Genomic DNA, 18,400 nt, shown 5'->3' with positions numbered 1-18,400 from the left:
TGATTTTAACTCTCCAATATGTTATCCTTGTATAAACTTTAAGTTAATGCCAAAAGGAGGTTCAATATGTATAACCATATGCTGGATACCTTTCTAGCGGTTGCTGACTGCGGCAGTTTTACCAAGGCGGCTGCCCACTTGTATATCTCTCCCACCGCTGTTATGAAGCAGATGAACGCCCTGGAAAATCATTTGGATGTAAAATTGGTAGAGCGCACCCCATCCGGCGTCCGTCTGACGGCTGCAGGAACTGTTATTTACCGGGACGCCAAATTCATGATCGACTATTCCCAAAAGTCCCTTGCAAACGCCAAAGCTGCCCTCCATGCAAATGATACTACTTTCTGCATCGGCACCTCTCTTTTAAATCCGGCAAAGCCATTTATGGATCTATGGTATCGGGTGAACAAGGAGTTTCCTGCGTATAAGCTGCATCTGGTTCCTTTTGAAGATGATCATGAAGGGATTTTGACTGAAATTGAACAATTGGGAGAAAAATTCGATTTTCTGATCGGTGTGTGTGATTCCAAAGAATGGCTTTCCCGCTGCAACTTCCTCCCTCTGGGGCGATACCGAAAAATGATCGCCGTATCCAGGGAACACCCATTGGCAGGTAAAGAACAGATCCATATAGAAGATTTATATGGTGAAACATTGATGATGGTTGAGCGGGGAGATTCCGGCGTCAATGACTTTCTGCGCAGCGATTTAGAAAAACACCATCCTCAGATCAGAATAGAGGACACCCCTCCGTTTTATGATTTATCGGTGTTTAACCGCTGCGCAGAAACAGGAAACATTCTCCTCACCATTGAATGCTGGCAGGAAGTCCATCCGGGACTTGTATCTATTCCGGTAAATTGGGATTATAGTATCCCTTATGGTTTGCTGTACAGTTTTGATGCGCCTGATGATGTCTGCAGGTTTGCAGAAACGGTAAAAACTCTCATATAGAGCAAGGCTCTTCCGCTTTATTCCAGCAGACTCCGCACCATCTCCGCATCAAAAACCACTTTTGACAAATGATTCACTTCAATCTGATACAACGCATTGGCTGCCATATGCTCTGCTGCCTGCTCCAGATCACGGATACCGGTAGTGTCCGCATATTTTTCCACAACTGCGTCATAAGCCTCTTCCGTCACAACGCATTCATCTTCCTGCAGACCCATACGTCCCAGGACTTTCGGCAGGGCATACCGGGAGAAAATGATCTTCTTTTCTTCCGCCGTATAATCCGGAATATCAATGACAGCAAAACGCGACATGAGCGGTGCACTGATCTGCTCCTTATCATTGGCTGTGGCTATGGGATATACGCCAACAGTGGGAACCATACATTCAATATAATTGTCTGTAAAGCCCAGGTTATCAAGAAGGGTCAGAAGGACATCTGCCGGATTTCCATTGCCTTTTCCCGAAGAGGCCTTATCCAGTTCGTTGATTATAAAGACAAGGTTGGATTCACCTGCCATAGAAAAAGCCTCCATAATAATTCCCGGCTTTGCATTTGCATAGATACGGGAGCTTCCGGTCAGCTGTTCCGGGTCGTTGATAGAACTCATATCCAGCGTTGTCCAAGGCAGTTTTAATATACGTGCAACCGCATAAGCGATCTGGGATTTTCCCGTTCCGGCAGGTCCCACCAGTAAAATACCGTATGCCGGCAGGGTATGGGTACGGTTGATCTGTATGATTGTCTCCATGATCCGCTGTTTCACCCGCTCCATACCGTAAAGCTCTTCATCCAGAATTCTGCGTGCCTCCTGAGGATCAATAGCCTCAAAATAATTGTTCTTCCACTGGATATTCATCATGATGGAAAGTGCGCGCTGGGCATGGCGCCTCTCCTCCGGGGATACCTCATGGGAACGGGCAACAGCCAGATTTCTCCTTGCCCAAAGGCGGATATTATCCGGCATCGTCTTGCCTGCACAGGTCATGAAGTCCGTAATGCTCTGCAGACTGGTGAGTTTCATACTGTCACCGGTCTCCTCCTGGTCTTCGTCCTCATTCTCCTCCACAGGCGCACTGCCTGCCAATAGTCTTTCTATCATAAACTGCAGAAAACCATCCTCAGCGGAAAGCTTGGTTCCCCCACCGAAAGCGATCTCCCGAATCTTGTAAACCGCATAGCCGTCCTCCCTGTTCTTGCCGGACAGGCGCACATTGATGTGGTTATCACCCAGCCAGTGGATCAGGCTGACAAAGCGGGCATCTATCTGCAGAATATCTGCGCTGACCGTTTTGTCTTCCTCCTTGAATTCAAATGCCGTCTGCTGATTCTGATTGGCAAAGACACCGCAGGAATGGTGCTTCCATTTCCGCTCATGGTTGTCCAGAAGCAGGATGGGCCTGTCCGGGGAGGCTGTATTCTCATTGGAACGAAACACGGTGTATGTACATTGAAACTCACTCTTCTTTTTATTGTCCGAATTGCTGAAATCAAATACTGGCATAATTGCGTACTCCTTTTGTTATATTAGATCCTCACACATACCATGTGATAACTGCTGATACACGTGCTGCCTTACAGTATCACTTCAAACTGCAGGTTCCCTGCAAGTATGTAGTATACCTATTTTTTTATTCTTTTACAAGCTCATTTGTGCTTTGCCGGCACAAAATATTTTTATTTTTTTCTTGACATAGCGCATTTTCTATGGTAATCTATAGAAAGTGTTTTGATAAAGCCTTGATTTCGCATATATCCGTAAGTCATTCTTTTATTAATGATTTACTGCTGTATGCGTTTTTTGTTTTGTAAAATGCATATAAAAATTAGGAGGTATCTTTCATGAATAAAGGTACAGTAAAATGGTTTAACTCAGAAAAAGGTTTCGGATTTATCACAGGGGAAGACGGATCTGATGTATTCGTACATTTCTCAGGGATCAATTGCGATGGTTACAAATCTCTTGAAGACGGCCAGGCCGTAACTTATGATTTAACTCAGGGAAACCGCGGTATGCAGGCTGTTAATGTTTGTGCCGCTTAAGCCGGAATATCATTTCACTATCGTATCAATGCCTGCACACGATCTGCAGTGACAGGCATTGATGCCCTGTATGTTAACTAGTCAGAGCTATGGTTAATATTACAGCTAAGTCGGCGGGGTTTATACATTATTCCTTGCTGGCTCAACCTAAAATCTCATTCAATTTACATATATTTCTATAAAAAATCCCACCCTCATTATTTCCCAATCTCATATATCCTACTGACATTTTTTCAAGACCTGCATATAATAAAAGCAACAAATAATGCTCAGGTACACATATTATGAACAATGATCCCCGAGGCACGATCATCCAGCAAGGTAATGTTATGCGCATAGATAATGCTCTTGTTGAGGATGTGTTTTGTTACGATAACAAGATAGGACATATCCTTGTATCTTACGCGGTCCCCGAAGCAAACCAGACCGTCTCGATACAAAATCTGCGTTTAAACGTGGGAAGGAACACGGTCATCCTGGATACATTCGGCAGGCGTATTGACTCATGCCAGATTCAAAAAGGCATGTGGGTAAATGTTGTGTTCTCTTCACGTATGACCAGAAGTATTCCGCCACAGGCAAATGCTTATCTGATCCTTGTCAAGAGACAGCCCCGCCCACAGACCAGTACCACAACGGGAAGGATCGCTTCTATTGATCTGAGAAACCGATTCCTCTATACAGGTAATCCAAACGATATAAACAGTCAGACCAGATTTGTCATAACTGATGACACGGTCATTTTAAATCGTTCCGGTATTCCGGTAAATCTCCGCTTTCTCCGTCCCGGACAGATGGTCAGGATCACCCACGCAAACTTCCAGACAGCCAGTATCCCACCACAGACCACTGCCTTCCGGATACAGGTAATATAAGAAAAAAAGCTGGCATCTCATACAAAAATGCCAGCTTTTTTCACCATTACATCCAGCAAAGAGAATGCTATGGTATCACAGTACAATCCCCAGCATCTCTATCAGGATTCCCCAGAACACGCCTGTTCCGTATAAGATCCCAATGAGACCCAGGTTTTCTTTCACACCCTTATTGGTCCTGCAGAGCACCAGAATACCTACGCCCGCACCTACCAGTAGTCCCGCCATCATCTGTCCGGCGCCCAGAATGCCGGTCAGGTAGAGTTGGGTGATCACCACAGAGGAGGCACAGTTAGGAATCAATCCTACCAGTGCGGCCAAAAATACACCGACAACCGGTTTTGTGCTGATAAAGTATCCAATCTTGTCACTTCCCACCAATTCCACGCAAAATCCGATCACCAGGGATATGAGAAAGATGAAGACCGTAATCTGAAGCGTGTGTAAAAAAGCCGATCTCATAATGCTGCCGTTCTCACAATGGCAGTGTTCGGATTCGCACAGATCATGGATATCTTTCTCATGATGTTCTCTGTGTATATGATTATGTTCTTCCCGCTCTCTCCTCTTCTTGCCGCCAAAACGCCATAATACATCAATGGCAAACCCGGATACAGCTCCAAGAACAATTTTCAGACCCAGGATCCGCAGGATTGTACCTGCTGCCACAGATTCGGAGATAAAGATAGGAAGCATTTCATCTGAAGTGGAAAGAAAAATAGCCAGCAGAGTTCCCGCTGATATGACGCCTCCGGAGTAAAGGCTGGCTGCGGCCGCTGAGAACCCACACTGGGGAAACGCACCTGCCACACCGCCAATGAGAGGACCAAAATGCCCTGACTTCTGCATGATCTGCTTGGACTTATTCTTTGTTTTATGTTCCAGATATTCCATGACCAGATAAGTCAGGAACAGGAAAGGAATCAGCTTGGCTGTATCCAGCAAAGCATCTAAAATCACGTCAAGTATCATATCACAGCTCCCTTCCGCAGCAGAATATTTATTCGCATTCCAGTTTCTAATAATAGCATAAATGCAGGACAAACTCAACGCCGGATTGTTATTTTTAGCAGATACTCCCAAAATGCAGAGCGACAGCGGAAATCTATCATATCAATTTCCGCTGCCGCTCTTCCTATGCGTTCAGATAGCCTGTATATTCACTTGTATGAAGCAGCCGGTTGGCATTCTCCACCCGCTCTTTCGTGGGAGGGTCAATCCCCTGCAGGGGATAAGGGATACGCATATCCTGCCATTTAAAGACCCCCAGCGTGTGGTATGGCAGCACTTCAAAGCGCTGAACATTGCCCAGGCCTTTTACAAATGCGTCCAGCCGTATCAGATCTTCGTCATAATCGTTCCGTTCCGGCACGAGAACATGGCGAATCCATACCGGCTTGTTGATCTCGGCCAGATATCCGGCCATATCAAGAATGTTTTCGTTGCTGCATCCTGTCAGGATTTTATGCTTTGCGCTGTCAATCTGTTTGATGTCAAGGAGAAGTAAATCCGTAACTTCCATAAGGCGGCTGAATTTATGGAAAAACGGGTCGTGCCTGGAAAACGGATTTCCGGAAGTATCCAGGACCGTATGCACCCCTTCTTCCTTAGCCTTTGTAAAAAGCTCCAGCAAAAAATCCATCTGGAGCAGCGGTTCCCCGCCGCTGACGGTTATTCCGCCTTTCTCTCCCCAGTAGGCTTTATAGCGCAGAGCCTGCCCTAGCAGCTCATCTGCTGACATCATATCCATGGAGCTGGTGCTCCAGGTATCCGGATTGTGGCAGAACTGGCAGCGCATCCTGCAGCCCTGCAGAAAAATCACAAACCGGACCCCCGGCCCGTCCACGGAACCAAAGCTTTCGATCGAATGGATGGAGCCTTTTCTCGAACTAAATGCGCTCATGTGCGGAGCGGGCGATCACGTCAAGCTGCTGCTCGCGTGTCAGATCAATGAATTTAACCGCATAACCGGATACACGGATCGTAAAGTTGGCATACTCCTCTTTTTCCGGATGTTCCATGGCATCCACCAGTTTCTCGATACCAAACACATTCACATTTAAGTGATGTGCTCCCTGGTCAAAGTATCCGTCCAGAATGTGCATCAGATTGTTGATCCTCTCCTCCTCCGAATGTCCGATGGCACCCGGATTGATGGTCTGTGTGTTGGAGATTCCGTCCAGTGCCCACTCATATGGAAGCTTTGCAACAGAGTTCAGGGAAGCCAGAAGGCCGTTTTTCTCTGCACCGTAGCTTGGGTTTGCACCGGGTGAAAGCGGTTCTCCCGCTTTTCTGCCATCCGGCAGCGCGCCTGTTGCTTTTCCGTAAACCACATTGGATGTGATAGTCAGGATGGAGGTGGTCGGCTCGGAATTCCGGTAGGTCGGATATTTTTTCAACTTTTCCAGGAACGTGTGCAGCAGCCATACCGCAATATCATCTGCTCTGTCATCGTCATTACCGTAGCGGGGAAAATCACCCTCTGTCTGGAAGTCCACTGCCACGCCTTCCTCATCCCGCACAACTTTTACCTTGGCGTATTTCACAGCGGACAGGGAATCCACCACATGGGAAAAACCTGCGATCCCTGTTGCAAAAGTTCTGCGCACATCTGTATCGATCAGTGCCATCTCTGCTGCTTCATAGTAATATTTGTCGTGCATATACTGGATCAGGTTCAGGGTATTTACATACAGCCCTGCCAGCCAGTCCATCATAATTTCATATTTGCGGACAAGCTCATCATATTCCAGGTAATCAGATGTGATCGGTTTGTATTCAGGTCCCACCTGAACCCTTGACTTCTCATCCATGCCGCCGTTGATGGCATATAAGAGGCATTTTGCCAGGTTTGCACGGGCACCGAAGAACTGCATTTCTTTTCCTGTCTGGGTGGCTGATACACAGCAGCAGATGGAATAGTCATCTCCCCATACCGGCCGCATCACATCGTCATTTTCGTACTGGATAGAACTGGTCTCCACAGAGATAAATGCAGCATATTTCTTAAAGTTTACAGGCAGTCTTGATGAGTAGAGAACCGTCAGATTCGGTTCCGGTGCAGGCCCCATGTTCTCCAATGTGTGGAGGATTCTGTAATCTGTCTTTGTGACCATGGAACGGCCGTCCTGACCCATGCCTGCCACCTCCACGGTAGCCCATACCGGGTCTCCGGAGAAAAGCTGGTTGTAAGAAGGAACACGGGCAAACTTGACCATTCGCAGCTTCATGATAAAATGGTCTACCAGCTCCTGTGCTTCTTTTTCTGTCAGTGTACCGTTTTCCAGATCTCTCTGCATGTAAATATCCAGGAAAGTCCCCACACGGCCCACACTCATGGCTGCACCGTTCTGTGTCTTGATGGCAGCCAAATACCCGAAATACAGCCACTGAACTGCTTCTTTAGCGTTCTGTGCCGGTTCTGAGATGTCATATCCATAGCTCATAGCCATTTTTTTCATATCGGCAAGGGCACGGTACTGCATGGAAATCTCTTCTCTCTGACGTATGATCTCATCTGTCATGATACCGCAGCCGCAGTTATCGTAATCTTCTTTTTTCTTTTCCATCAGGAAATCAACACCGTAAAGCGCCACTCTTCTGTAGTCACCCACAATACGGCCACGGCCATACGTGTCCGGAAGTCCTGTGATGATCTTGTTATGACGGGCTTTTTTCATCTCCGGTGTGTACGCATCAAAGACACCCTGATTATGCGTTTTATGATATTCTGTAAAGATTTTATGAAGCTCCGGGGCCGGTGTATAGCCATTGGATGTACAAGAATCCTCTGCCATTTTAATACCGCCATAAGGCATAAATGCCCGTTTCAGTGGTTTGTCGGTCTGAAGCCCTACTACCTTTTCCAGGTCTTTTAATTCTTCACTGATGTAGCCCGGCCCATGGGAAGTCAGTGAGGATACGATCTCCGTATCCATATCCAGAACGCCGCCTTTTGCACGTTCCTCTTTCTGCAGTTTTGACAGTGCAGACCAGAGTTTTTCCGTTGCTTCGGTGGGGCCTTCCAGGAACTCCTGATTTCCTTCATACGGTTCGTAGTTGTGCTGGATAAAGTCACGTGTATTGACCTCTTCCTTCCAGATTCTACCTTTAAATCCATCCCATTGTTTGAAGTTATTCATCTTTGCAAGTCCTCCTTCTAAGACAATAATTGCGTAGAAGCTGCCTTTAGACCGGACCGGATATATTAAAAAAAGCCGGTCCTATCCAGACAACTTCTGCCCAGACGGTCGGCTAAATCAACGTTATACTCCCTGTGGTTCATTCCACTTCCGCCAGTCATATAACATCTGTAGTATAAAGCATTTTTTTAAGAATTGTCAATAAAAGGAACGAATCTTTTATGTTCTTTTTAGTAAACATATTATAAAAAATATTACAGATTACCGAAACGGATAGCCATTTGCAAAAGGAGGTAATCTGTACATATGGTTCAATGGTCCGCTGCCCTTTCCCAGATCAAGCCCGTCCTCAAGCGCACCGGTTAGGTAATTCTTGGCATTCTTTACGCTTCTTTCCAGAGGGTATCCTGCAGCAAGACTACAGGCAATGGCGGAAGACAAGGTGCATCCCGTTCCGTGTGTATTGGGATTTTCTATCCGCTTTGACGAAAACCAAGTACATCTGCCCTTCTCATATAAAAGATCATCCGCTCCATCTTTCAAATGGCCGCCTTTTATTAGAACCGCACCGGGGCCATACTGTGCTATTTTTTCTGCAGCCCGTTCCATATCCTTGGGGCTGCCCACAGAAAAACCACAGAGCGCTTCCGCTTCCATAAGATTTGGTGTCACCACTGCTGCCAGAGGGAAAAGTTCCTCTTTCAGCGCTTCAGAGGCATCCTTCGATATGAGTCTGCTGCCGCTTGTGGATATCATGACCGGGTCTAATACCACATCCTGTGCCCGGTATTTTTTCAGCCTTCCGGCAATTTCCCGTATGATCTTTTCGTTGGAGACCATACCGATTTTCACTGCATCCGGACGGATATCTGTGAAAATGCAGTCCATCTGTTTACCCACAAATTCCGCGTCACACTCCTGTATCCCATATACACCTGTTGTATTCTGCGCCGTGAGTGCCGTGATCACACTCATGGCGTACATCTTATGGACTGTTATGGTCTTAATATCCGCCTGGATTCCGGCTCCTCCGCTGCAGTCTGATCCGGCAATCGTCAATACTTTTTTCACATTTTCCGCCCCCAATCTTCCCATTTTTCAAGATAGATATCTGCCAGTCTAAGCAATTTTTCTCTGTCTTTTTCAGAATAAAGATCACGTATGACTGCCAGTAAAAATCCGGCTTTTTTCGCTGTTTCTGCTGCAAAATATGCATCTTCCAGCACTAATGTCTCTTCTTTTTTTGTACCGATGATCCCCATCGCCTGCTCATATATCCGTGGATTTCTTTTACCGGCTCCTGCCTCCGTACAAGTAAGAATACCGGTAAAATAAGAATCAATCCCGTTATTTTTAAGCGCAGCTTCTATAAGAGGCCTGTCTGTGGATGTGGCGATACACATTCTGATACTGCGGCTCTTTAAATCATCCAACACGGAAAGCAGTCCCGGTTTGATCCGGATCTCCTCTTTGTAACAGTCATATATCATGGTGTTAATCTCGTCAATGATTTGGTCGTTCCGGAGCAAGATCCCATAGCTGGTGCGGAAATATTCTGCAGACTCTCCCATTGTCATGGTCTCCAGTTTTTGGCGGATATCCTTCCGGGGCCTGATCCCCTTTCGTTTCAGATAGCGTTCTCCTGCCTGGTCCCACAGCCCCATAGAATCGAATAGCGTGCCGTCCGCGTCGAATATGGCGCCCTTTATCCCTCTCATTTTTTTATCATCTCCTTAGCCAGTGCCAGCAGTTCCTCACAGGCGGCTCTGATATCCGTCTGTCCATAAATGCCGGAAATAACGGAAATTCCTGCCGCACCGCTTCCGGCAAGCTGCATCACGTTATCTTTCTTAATTCCGCCGATCGCCACAACAGGGATGGATACCGCCTGACAGATCTCTTTCAGGGTATCCCATGCGATTACGTCTGCATCTTCTTTGGTGGAGGTGGAAAACACTGCCCCCACGCCCAGATAATCCGCCCCTGCCTTTTCTGCCCGCAGAGCCTCTAAAACAGTCCGGGCGGAGACGCCGATGACCTTATCCTGGCCCAGTTTTTCCCTGACGCTTCCCGCCTCCATATCGCTCTGCCCCACATGTACGCCGTCCGCATCCACAGCCAGGGCAAGGTCCACATTATCGTTGATCATCAGGGGGACACGGTAACTGGCGGCAAGAGCCTTCATATCCTTTGCCTCACGCAGAAAATCCTCATACGGCATCTCTTTTTCCCTGAGCTGCAAAAGCGTAATGCCTCCATCCAGAGATGCTTTTACCTGCTCATAAAGTGTCTTTTCTCCCACCCAGGATCGGTCCGTAACGGCATACAGAAGCAGGGCACGTCTCACCATTTCTCTTTTCTCAGCGCAGTTCATATTTTGCTCCTCTCTCCAGCTCGCTGCCGGTCAAATGATACACCTCATCTATCAGATAGTTTCTGCAGGATGCGCTGCCCCTGCGCTCGCTTTCCATCTTCTCAAATGCCTTTTCCCCGCACAGGCCCATGGAGATCACAGCAGCAGCCACAGCTTCCAGCCTTCTGTCCGGATTGGCCGCCAGATAGGCTGCTGCAAGGGAGCTGAGCATACAGCCGCAGCCTGTGATCTTTGCCATGACAGGGTTCCCGTTTCTGATTATGTAGGTATGGTTTTTGTCTGTCACAATATCGATTGCACCGCTGATAGCGATCACTGCCCCGGTCTTTTTTGAAAGATCCTTTGCGAATGTTATGGTCTTTTCCAGATTTTCGTCTGTAACAGCATCCGCCGCATCAGCATCCACTCCCTTGGAACTGTTTCCGCCCCCGGCAATGGTCTTAATTTCCGAAATATTTCCCCGGATGGCGGTAAAAGCAATTTCCCTGAGTAATTGTTCCGCTGTCTTCCTGCGGTATGTGGATGCCCCGGCCCCCACAGGGTCAAGTACAATGGGATGCCCGCAGCTTCCCGCACTTTTTCCTGCCAAAAGCATGGCTTTCACGGAACGGGGATGCAGGGTCCCCATATTGATGTTCAGACCGTCGCAGAGGCGTCCCATCTCCTCTGCTTCCTCCTCCCCGTCCGACATGGTTGGGGAAGCACCGCAGGCCAACGTAATATTGGCACAGTCATTTGCAGTTACATAATTGGTGATGTTCTGAATCAGAGGCGATTTACTCCTAACGTTTTCCAGTATTTCTCCCAGCATTTTTTCTCCTTTCTGTATCCTGAAACATAAAAAGGGAGACGCCAACACGTCTCCCGGAATCTTGATCTCTCCCTACGCTGGCATTACCCATATCAGGTTAAAGGGTCGAAGTTGGTGACTTCCTCTCAGCCTGCCGCTACAGGCTCCCCCGATGAAACTTATCCATATTTGTAACTGTTCAGTACCCTCACAGTTACAGGCAAAAATCCATGCAAAATCGCCTTTGGCGATGGGATTTTTGCTTGGCCGTGGTACACTTTCTTACGGTCAGCGCAGTGAATGCGCAGACCTACTGAATAGTTGCCCATGTTTTACTTTAACTGGTTATCAGGATACCACACTTACCTGTTCCTGTCAAATTCTGTCAGCTTTGTTCTATGTGGCGGCCCCTGAAAGGTTGCTGTTCACAGGCCACTGTACCGGAAGGCGTTTTCATGCCGGAAGCATGAAGATCCCGAGGCAGCCAGCGCGATATGGGGCAGAATGTTCCATATCTGTGCATCGCGAAGCGTGTTACTGGACGCGAAGTGAACAGTTCCCTGAAAGATATCACGGTTCCGCAAAGTCTTATCTATCCTTTTCTCTTTTCCAGACCATTTTCCATCAGTTCATAGATGGTATCACACACCTCATCCATATACTTTCTGTCATGGGATACACTGATGACTGCCCCTTTGAAATCTGCCAGAAGTCTTCGGATCACAGGCCCGGACAGGGGTGAAAAATTTCTGGTGGGTTCATCCAAAAGAAGCACATTGCTGCCGTCCAGGCTCATTTTCAGGAAAAACAGTTTTGCTTTCTGACCGCCGGAAAGCTGGGAGATACTGTGGTCCATCTCATCTGCCGTGTATTTCATACTGCCCAGATACGTGCGGATCCTGCTGATTTCCTCTTTGTCTCCCTTTTTTTGCAGAAATTCTGCCGGAGTCTTGCTGCCATCCATTTTTTCTTCGTAATTCTGAGGCATATAAGCCACATGCAGGTCTGTTCTCTCCTGCATGGATTCCGCTATTTTCCGCAGAAGTGTGGTTTTTCCAATGCCGTTTGCTCCTGTGATACAGACTTTTTTTGGTCCCTTTACAGACAGGGCGATCTGCTGAGAGAGCACCCGTTCCCCGATACAGAGCTTATCAAGAGAATATGCAAGCACTGTCTTGCCATTTGGAATGGAAGTGTCTTTTGGAAACCGGATAAATATGGCATCCTCTGTCTCCGGTATCTCTGTCCTGTCCTCCGCTTCCCTTAAATAGCGGCGCTCCATGGCCTTTACGGCGTGCATCTTCTTTTTCAGCAACTGCCCGCCGTGGGGGTTCTGCCGGGTGATATTGTTCTGGTCACGCTCCACTTTCTGCTGGATTCTGCGGAACCGCTCTTCCTGCTTTCTGGCATCCTCCCGTTCTTTTCTCGCAATGCGCTCCTGATTGGTAAGTCCTCTTGCCCTGTTTTCCATATAGGTTCTGTAATCCATCTTCGCAACAGAGTACCTGGGTTTTGTCTTTCTGTTAATCTGCTCCAGATGGATGATGACATTGGCGGTCCGCTCAATCAGGGTCTCATCATGGGAAATGTAGAGAATGGGTATTTGGCATTGATTCATAAAATCCTCCATCCACTCCAATGTCCGGATATCAATGTCATTGGACGGTTCGTCCAACAGAAGGATATCCGGATTTTCCATTAGGATCCCGGCCATCTGCAGCTTGATCTTCTCCCCACCGGAAAGCGCTCCCATCTTTTGCTGGGAATAATAAATATCCGCCGATATTCCCAGTTCCCGGCTTATATTTGACAGTTCTTTTGGTGTCATATTGTAAAAACCTGTGTTTCCGGTAAAATATTCCCAGACGCTTTTCTCCCGGTTCTGTTCCTCCAGCTCCTGGGGCAGATACCCTGTCTTTTGCCGGTTTTTGATGATCTCTCCCGTGAACTCCGCATAGGATTCCACAAGGGCCGGGTCACAGATCAGCTTCAAAAGTGTGGATTTGCCGTTTCCCTCTTCCCCGATCATGACAGCTCTGTCACCGGGATTCAGCACAAAGGAAAAATTCTCCACCAGGGTCCTCATATCTTTTTTATGTGTAATCGTCAGATTTTTGATCTGCATCATAATGCATCCCTTCTTTCCTGATATAAAAAGAGCCTGTTTCTCCACCGGAAAAACAGACTCTTAAATATGCGCACCTATATCAGGACCCGCAAAGATATCATCAAAAGGATATGATACCACTCTTCAGTCAGTCTACTCTCCGGCAACGAAAACAGACCTGACGCGCAGGTTACTCTCTGTCTTCTATGCTCCGAATCATAAACTACTGAATCATCCTATCCCTCTTTTCTTTACATTCTCTTGCAGAACACTCTGCAGATATCATTCTAAACGACACAATACTTTCTGTCAAGCATCATTTTCACTATATACCCTGAAGGAACGTTTTCCCGCACGCTTTGCCTGATACAGGGCCTCATCCGCACGCCGGTACATCTCCTCATAGGAAAGCTTATTTCCTGTCTGATAAGATACCCCTGCGGAAAGTGTCACGTTATACTGTTCCACACTCTCATCCTGCAGCGTATAGGTAACAAGCTGCTGCAGCCTTTTTAGACAAACGCCTTTGTCCCTCACCCCCTCCAAAAACACCATAAATTCATCTCCGCCGATACGGGCACAGATATCGTTTTTCCGGAAGGTAGACTGGAGGGCACATGCCACTTGGAGAAGAATGTTGTCCCCAAACGGATGCCCGTAGGTGTCATTGAGCATTTTAAACCCATCCACATCCAGCATGATCATCATGCAGGAGGAAGTACGCTCCATATTTTTCAGACGCCGTTTGATAAGACGCTCTCCTGATCTGCGGTTGTAGATACCCGTGAGGCAGTCCTTTTCCGCTCCCTGGCGGTAATAGATTTCCCTCATGGTCTGTTCATGGGTGTCCAGCATCCTGCCTATCTTTCTGTCAAAACCGTCATCCTGCCCTTTGAAATGGGCGATCTGGCATCTGGTCCACAGATTATTGCCCTCCCCGTCCACCACGACCACATCCTGCTCTTCCTTATCAAAACGCGGTTCCTCCATGGGATGATTGTGGACCATCAGCTTGAGTTCTCCCTTTTTCTCACAATTCTCACACATGAAAGGTACGAAGTCTTTCTTCCGGGGCGGTCTTCCGAACCGTTGTTCAAAACAGCCGTAGACATGAACGGTACAGTTTTTGCAGCGGATGTCAAAATCTACGTCATTCGCCAGTGTGGTGAGAATTCTCTGCAGGTGATCCCTGCGGTTCACCAGCTTTCTCAGCCTGATCTTTTCCGTGGCATCCACAAGAAAAACATAAAAATAATGTCTGCCGTTCTCATCCTCCACCAGCCGCCCGTAATCCTCAACCCACAATACAGTACCATCCTGGCAGCAGATCCTATATTCCACGTAGTCGTATGTACCGGATGCGATCTGCCTTTTGATCTCGCTTTCCACACGCTCCAAGTCCTTGGGATGCACCATGCCTCTAAAAGAACCGTTGGTGAGCTTTACAAAAGCCTCCATATCTTCGCATCGGTAAAGCTTTAATATGTTGTCATTGACATAAGTGATCTTCTCACCTTCCTCAGCCTCATAGATAAAAAAGCCGCCCGGCATACGGGCAAGATACTTTTGCGGCTGCTCCGGAACAGGCGGGAACGGGGAAACGTGCGCGGATCCCGAAACAGGCAGCGGCTCCGAAACAGACAAGGACTCTGAAACAGACGAGGGCTCCGAAACAGACGAGGGTTCCGAAACAGACGAGGGTTCCGGCTGCCATCCCCGGCATACATCTATAAATCCCTGGCTTTTTGCGTATCGCTCCATCTCCTCCAGTGACAATTCTATGGCACTGTTGGCGCTTCCGCAGGCCGGAAATACGGTCTTAAATCTTTTCATGGAGAGATCCAGGAACACCCGGACATCCTCCGGAATTCCGAATGGGCATACTCCGCCCACTGCATGTCCTGTCCTGGCTTCCACTTCATCGGGAGAAAGCATTTTAGCTTTCGTGTGAAAATACTCTTTGAATTTTTTATTGTCCACCCTGGCATCTCCTGCCATCACCACAAGCACAGTCCCGCCGTCCACCAGAAAAGACAGGGTTTTGGCAATGCGGGCCGGTTCGCATCCTGCAGCCTGGGCTGCCAGCTCTACGGTGGCTGAAGACTGAGAAAATTCCAGTATACGTCCCTCCATGCCGAAACCGCTAAAATACTCCTTTACTTTTTCAATCGCCATCTTTGCACCTCATTTTTACAGACCGAGTTTCTCCATCCACTCCTTTTCCTTAAATCCTGTGACAACAAAGGATTCTCCCACCAGTACCGGACGTTTTACCAGCATACCGTCCGTGGCAAGCAGCGCAAGCTGCTCTTCCTCACTCATGTCCGGCAGCTTCTCTTTCAGGTTCAGCTCTTTATACTTCATGCCGCTGGTGTTAAAAAAACGTTTCAGCGGCAGACCGCTTGCACGGTACCATGTCTCCAGTTCCTCCTTCGTAGGGTTTTCCTCTATCATATGGCGGTCCTCAAACTCTATTCCCTTCTCTGTAAGCCATTTCTTTGCTTTCTGGCAGGTGCTGCATTTTGGATACTCTATAAATAACATATGTGTAATGCCTCCTTTTTTGTAACCATTCACCTTGCAACTGTGAAGGCACGGAACGGTTACCCTTTTTCATGGTTCTAGTTTATCATTATACTTTGCCGCTTTCAACTACAAAAAGCCTTCTTTGCCCCCTCCTTTTGTATTTTATTCAATACTTTTTTAATCCAGATTGACAAGAGGCTTCCGACTGTGATATTTATATAGCACAGGTTACGCTTTGTATACAATATACAATTTGGAAATATTTGGTAACTTGTTTTTCTTTAAGGCTGCTGCACATAATTTTGCCAGCTTTGATTCATGATTACAGCAGGAGGTAATTACTTTATGAGAACAGAATGGAGAACCTTTACAGGCGGTGCCTGGGAAAAAGAAATTAATGTACGGGATTTTATCCAGCAGAATTATACACCATACGAGGGGGACGGAACCTTTCTCAAATCAGCCACTGAGGACACAAAAGATCTGTGGCAGCAGGTTCTTGCCCTTACAAAAGAAGAACGGGAAAAGGGCGGAGTTCTGGATATGGACACTAAGATCGTATCCACGATCACATCCCACGGCCCCGGTTATCTGAATAAAGACAAGGAAAAGATCGTGGGACTGCAGACAGACAAACCGCTGAAGCGCTCCATGCAGCCATACGGCGGTATCCGAATGGCGGTCAAAGCCTGTGAGGACAACGGCTACCATGTGGATCCTGAAGTAGTGGAATATTTCACCGCACACAGAAAGACCCACAATGCCGGTGTGTTTGATGCCTACACCCCTGAAATGCGGGCCTGCCGTTCCAACCACATTATAACCGGACTTCCGGACGCCTATGGCAGAGGGCGCATCATCGGCGATTACAGAAGGGCTGCCCTCTACGGGGTAGACCGCCTGATCGAGGAGAAAGAGGAAGAAAAAGCCACCACCCGCAGTATCATGTATTCTGATGTGATCCGTGAACGGGAGGAACTTTCAGAGCAGATCCGTGCACTGAAAATGCTGAAGGAACTGGCCCGCATTTACGGCTGTGACATCTCCGGGCCTGCCGAGAACATACTTGAGGCCACACAGGCACTGTATTTTGCTTACCTGGCAGCCGTGAAGGAACAGAACGGAGCCGCCATGAGCCTTGGCCGTACTTCCACCTTCCTGGATATCTATGCAGAGAGGGATTTAAAGGAAGGAACCTATACGGAGTCCCAGATACAGGAGATCATTGATCAGTTTATTATGAAACTCCGCCTTGTCTGCTTTGCCCGCACACCTGACTACAACCAGATCTTCGCGGGAGACCCTACCTGGGTAACGGAATCCATCGGCGGAATGGGGCTGGACGGCCGTCCCCTGGTGACAAAAATGTCTTTTCGATACCTTCACACCCTGGACAATCTGGGTGCTGCTCCGGAGCCGAACCTGACTGTTTTATGGTCCTCCAGACTTCCTGAGAGCTTTAAGGAATACTGTGCCGAGATTTCCATCCGCCACTCTGCTATCCAGTATGAAAATGATGACGTGATGCGCCCGGTACACGGAGACGACTACGGTATTGCCTGCTGTGTATCCTCCATGCGCATTGGCAAAGAGATGCAGTTCTTCGGCGCTCGTGCCAACCTGGCCAAATGTCTGCTCTATGCCATCAACGGCGGCGTGGACGAGATTTCCGGCCAGCAGGTGGGGCCGAAATTCCGTCCCATTACGTCCGAATATCTTAATTATGATGAAGTGATGGAAAAATACAGGGATATGATGAAATGGCTGGCAGGTGTCTATGTAAATGCCCTGAACATCATCCATTACATGCACGACAAATACAGCTATGAACGCCTGCAGATGGCCCTTCATGATAAGGAGGTCCGCCTCTGGTTCGCCACCGGGATCGCCGGATTTTCCGTTGTGGCAGACTCCCTCTCAGCCATCCGTTACGCCAAAGTAAAACCCGTGCGCAATGAACAGGGGATCGCTGTTGATTTTGAGATTGAAGGGGATTTTCCGAAATACGGAAACGACGATGACCGCGCAGACCGGATTGCCCAGGATGTGCTCCACACCTTTATGCAGTACATCAAAGGAAACCACACCTACCGGGGAGGTGTTCCCACCACATCCATCCTGACCATCACTTCCAATGTGTCCTACGGTAAGAACACAGGGTCCACCCCGGACGGAAGAAAAGCCGGAGAAGCCTTCGCACCGGGAGCCAATCCCATGCACGGGCGGGATACCAACGGTGCGGTTGCCTCCATGGCCACTGTGGCTAAGATGCCCTTTATGGATGCCCAGGACGGCATCTCCAACACCTTCTCCATCGTACCGGATGCTCTTGGCAAAAACGGAAATGCAGCAAAAAACCTGGTGGCACTGCTGGACGGCTACGCAGCAAAGGGCGGACATCACCTGAATGTAAATGTGTTTAACAGGGATACCCTTCTGGATGCACAGAAACATCCTGAAAAATATCCCCAGCTCACGATCCGCGTATCCGGTTATGCCGTAAACTTTATCAAACTGACAAAAGAACAGCAGGATGAAGTGATCTCCAGAACCTTCCACCAGAATATATAGGAAAAGGCAGGTGTCCA

The 18,400-nt window shown here is 47.9% G+C and carries 15 protein-coding genes, 1 pseudogene and 2 riboswitches; of the genes and pseudogenes, 4 read left to right on the top strand and 12 right to left on the bottom strand.

Annotated elements, in window-relative coordinates; all coding sequences use genetic code 11:
• Window positions 1–66 precede the first annotated feature (66 nt).
• Window positions 67–954, top strand: coding sequence for a LysR family transcriptional regulator (locus C6P39_RS22165; RefSeq protein ID WP_104805220.1), 888 nt, complete (start codon window positions 67–69; stop codon window positions 952–954).
• Window positions 955–971: 17 nt separating this feature from the next.
• On the opposite strand, the gene C6P39_RS22160 is transcribed toward C6P39_RS22165, so the two are convergent.
• Window positions 972–2,459: an AAA family ATPase gene (locus C6P39_RS22160; protein ID WP_095175823.1), complete on the bottom strand. Its 1,488-nt coding sequence runs from the start codon at window positions 2,457–2,459 to the stop codon at window positions 972–974.
• Between the two features lie 338 nt (window positions 2,460–2,797).
• On the opposite strand from C6P39_RS22160, the gene C6P39_RS22155 reads away from it, so the two are divergent.
• Both C6P39_RS22155 and C6P39_RS22150 read left to right on the top strand, forming a co-directional pair.
• Entirely contained in the window at window positions 2,798–2,998 is a 201-nt protein-coding gene (locus tag C6P39_RS22155; RefSeq protein WP_095175822.1) for a cold-shock protein, read from the top strand.
• Between the two features lie 284 nt (window positions 2,999–3,282).
• Window positions 3,283–3,873 (top strand): hypothetical protein, encoded by a 591-nt coding sequence (locus C6P39_RS22150; protein ID WP_095175821.1) that lies wholly within the window; start codon window positions 3,283–3,285, stop codon window positions 3,871–3,873.
• A gap of 75 nt (window positions 3,874–3,948) precedes the next feature.
• On the opposite strand, the gene C6P39_RS22145 is transcribed toward C6P39_RS22150, so the two are convergent.
• From C6P39_RS22145 to C6P39_RS22100, 11 genes and pseudogenes are all read right to left on the bottom strand, one after another.
• Entirely contained in the window at window positions 3,949–4,845 is an 897-nt protein-coding gene (locus tag C6P39_RS22145) for a putative manganese transporter (RefSeq protein ID WP_095175820.1), read from the bottom strand.
• 163 nt (window positions 4,846–5,008) lie between these two features.
• Window positions 5,009–5,776, bottom strand: a complete 768-nt coding sequence (gene pflA, locus C6P39_RS22140) for a pyruvate formate-lyase-activating protein (protein ID WP_095175819.1) — start codon at window positions 5,774–5,776, stop codon at window positions 5,009–5,011.
• Window positions 5,763–8,015: a formate C-acetyltransferase gene (gene pflB, locus C6P39_RS22135; RefSeq protein ID WP_104805219.1), complete on the bottom strand. Its 2,253-nt coding sequence runs from the start codon at window positions 8,013–8,015 to the stop codon at window positions 5,763–5,765. Before pflB (C6P39_RS22135) ends, pflA begins: the two co-directional genes overlap by 14 nt.
• A gap of 91 nt (window positions 8,016–8,106) precedes the next feature.
• Window positions 8,107–8,186, bottom strand: a riboswitch (ZMP/ZTP riboswitch).
• Between the two features lie 90 nt (window positions 8,187–8,276).
• Window positions 8,277–9,086: a bifunctional hydroxymethylpyrimidine kinase/phosphomethylpyrimidine kinase gene (thiD, locus tag C6P39_RS22130; RefSeq protein WP_104805218.1), complete on the bottom strand. Its 810-nt coding sequence runs from the start codon at window positions 9,084–9,086 to the stop codon at window positions 8,277–8,279.
• Window positions 9,083–9,733: an HAD family hydrolase gene (locus C6P39_RS22125; RefSeq protein ID WP_104805217.1), complete on the bottom strand. Its 651-nt coding sequence runs from the start codon at window positions 9,731–9,733 to the stop codon at window positions 9,083–9,085. The genes thiD and C6P39_RS22125 overlap by 4 nt, the downstream gene beginning before the upstream one ends.
• Window positions 9,730–10,389, bottom strand: a complete 660-nt coding sequence (gene thiE / locus C6P39_RS22120; protein ID WP_104805216.1) for a thiamine phosphate synthase — start codon at window positions 10,387–10,389, stop codon at window positions 9,730–9,732. The genes C6P39_RS22125 and thiE overlap by 4 nt, the downstream gene beginning before the upstream one ends.
• Window positions 10,376–11,200 (bottom strand): hydroxyethylthiazole kinase, encoded by an 825-nt coding sequence (gene thiM / locus C6P39_RS22115; protein ID WP_104805215.1) that lies wholly within the window; start codon window positions 11,198–11,200, stop codon window positions 10,376–10,378. The genes thiE and thiM overlap by 14 nt, the downstream gene beginning before the upstream one ends.
• Before the next feature lie 50 nt (window positions 11,201–11,250).
• Window positions 11,251–11,360: riboswitch (TPP riboswitch) on the bottom strand.
• A 411-nt stretch (window positions 11,361–11,771) separates the two neighbouring features.
• Window positions 11,772–13,307, bottom strand: coding sequence for an ATP-binding cassette domain-containing protein (locus C6P39_RS22110; RefSeq protein WP_104806019.1), 1,536 nt, complete (start codon window positions 13,305–13,307; stop codon window positions 11,772–11,774).
• A gap of 288 nt (window positions 13,308–13,595) precedes the next feature.
• Entirely contained in the window at window positions 13,596–14,837 is a 1,242-nt protein-coding gene (locus C6P39_RS28025; RefSeq protein ID WP_278278007.1) for a sensor domain-containing diguanylate cyclase, read from the bottom strand.
• A 156-nt stretch (window positions 14,838–14,993) separates the two neighbouring features.
• Window positions 14,994–15,461, bottom strand: a pseudogene (locus C6P39_RS28560) (YbaK/EbsC family protein); the annotation flags it as partial.
• Window positions 15,462–15,476: 15 nt separating this feature from the next.
• Window positions 15,477–15,830, bottom strand: coding sequence for an arsenate reductase family protein (locus tag C6P39_RS22100; protein ID WP_095175814.1), 354 nt, complete (start codon window positions 15,828–15,830; stop codon window positions 15,477–15,479).
• A 327-nt stretch (window positions 15,831–16,157) separates the two neighbouring features.
• Here C6P39_RS22100 and pflB (C6P39_RS22095) point away from each other — a divergent pair, with 327 nt between their 5' ends.
• Entirely contained in the window at window positions 16,158–18,383 is a 2,226-nt protein-coding gene (pflB, locus tag C6P39_RS22095; RefSeq protein WP_104805213.1) for a formate C-acetyltransferase, read from the top strand.
• The last annotated feature ends 17 nt before the right edge of the window (window positions 18,384–18,400 follow it).

This window comes from Blautia marasmi, from assembly GCF_900258535.1.
GTDB lineage: Bacteria > Bacillota > Clostridia > Lachnospirales > Lachnospiraceae > Blautia > Blautia hominis.
This window is presented reverse-complemented; position numbering and strand designations above follow the sequence as displayed.

Excerpts from the sequence above, each read along its gene's own strand:
- C6P39_RS22165 (WP_104805220.1), top strand. The coding sequence starts at position 67 with ATGTATAACCATATGCTGGATACCTTTCTAGCGGTTGCTGACTGCGGC.
- pflB (WP_104805219.1), bottom strand. The coding sequence starts at position 8,015 with ATGAATAACTTCAAACAATGGGATGGATTTAAAGGTAGAATCTGGAAG.
- C6P39_RS22100 (WP_095175814.1), bottom strand. The coding sequence starts at position 15,830 with ATGTTATTTATAGAGTATCCAAAATGCAGCACCTGCCAGAAAGCAAAG.
- C6P39_RS22125 (WP_104805217.1), bottom strand. The coding sequence starts at position 9,733 with ATGAGAGGGATAAAGGGCGCCATATTCGACGCGGACGGCACGCTATTC.
- C6P39_RS22110 (WP_104806019.1), bottom strand. The coding sequence starts at position 13,307 with ATGATGCAGATCAAAAATCTGACGATTACACATAAAAAAGATATGAGG.
- pflA (WP_095175819.1), bottom strand. The coding sequence starts at position 5,776 with ATGAGCGCATTTAGTTCGAGAAAAGGCTCCATCCATTCGATCGAAAGC.
- C6P39_RS22150 (WP_095175821.1), top strand. The coding sequence starts at position 3,283 with ATGAACAATGATCCCCGAGGCACGATCATCCAGCAAGGTAATGTTATG.
- thiE (WP_104805216.1), bottom strand. The coding sequence starts at position 10,389 with ATGAACTGCGCTGAGAAAAGAGAAATGGTGAGACGTGCCCTGCTTCTG.
- C6P39_RS22155 (WP_095175822.1), top strand. The coding sequence starts at position 2,798 with ATGAATAAAGGTACAGTAAAATGGTTTAACTCAGAAAAAGGTTTCGGA.
- pflB (WP_104805213.1), top strand. The coding sequence starts at position 16,158 with ATGAGAACAGAATGGAGAACCTTTACAGGCGGTGCCTGGGAAAAAGAA.
- C6P39_RS28025 (WP_278278007.1), bottom strand. The coding sequence starts at position 14,837 with ATGCCGGGCGGCTTTTTTATCTATGAGGCTGAGGAAGGTGAGAAGATC.
- C6P39_RS22145 (WP_095175820.1), bottom strand. The coding sequence starts at position 4,845 with ATGATACTTGACGTGATTTTAGATGCTTTGCTGGATACAGCCAAGCTG.
- thiM (WP_104805215.1), bottom strand. The coding sequence starts at position 11,200 with ATGCTGGGAGAAATACTGGAAAACGTTAGGAGTAAATCGCCTCTGATT.
- C6P39_RS22160 (WP_095175823.1), bottom strand. The coding sequence starts at position 2,459 with ATGCCAGTATTTGATTTCAGCAATTCGGACAATAAAAAGAAGAGTGAG.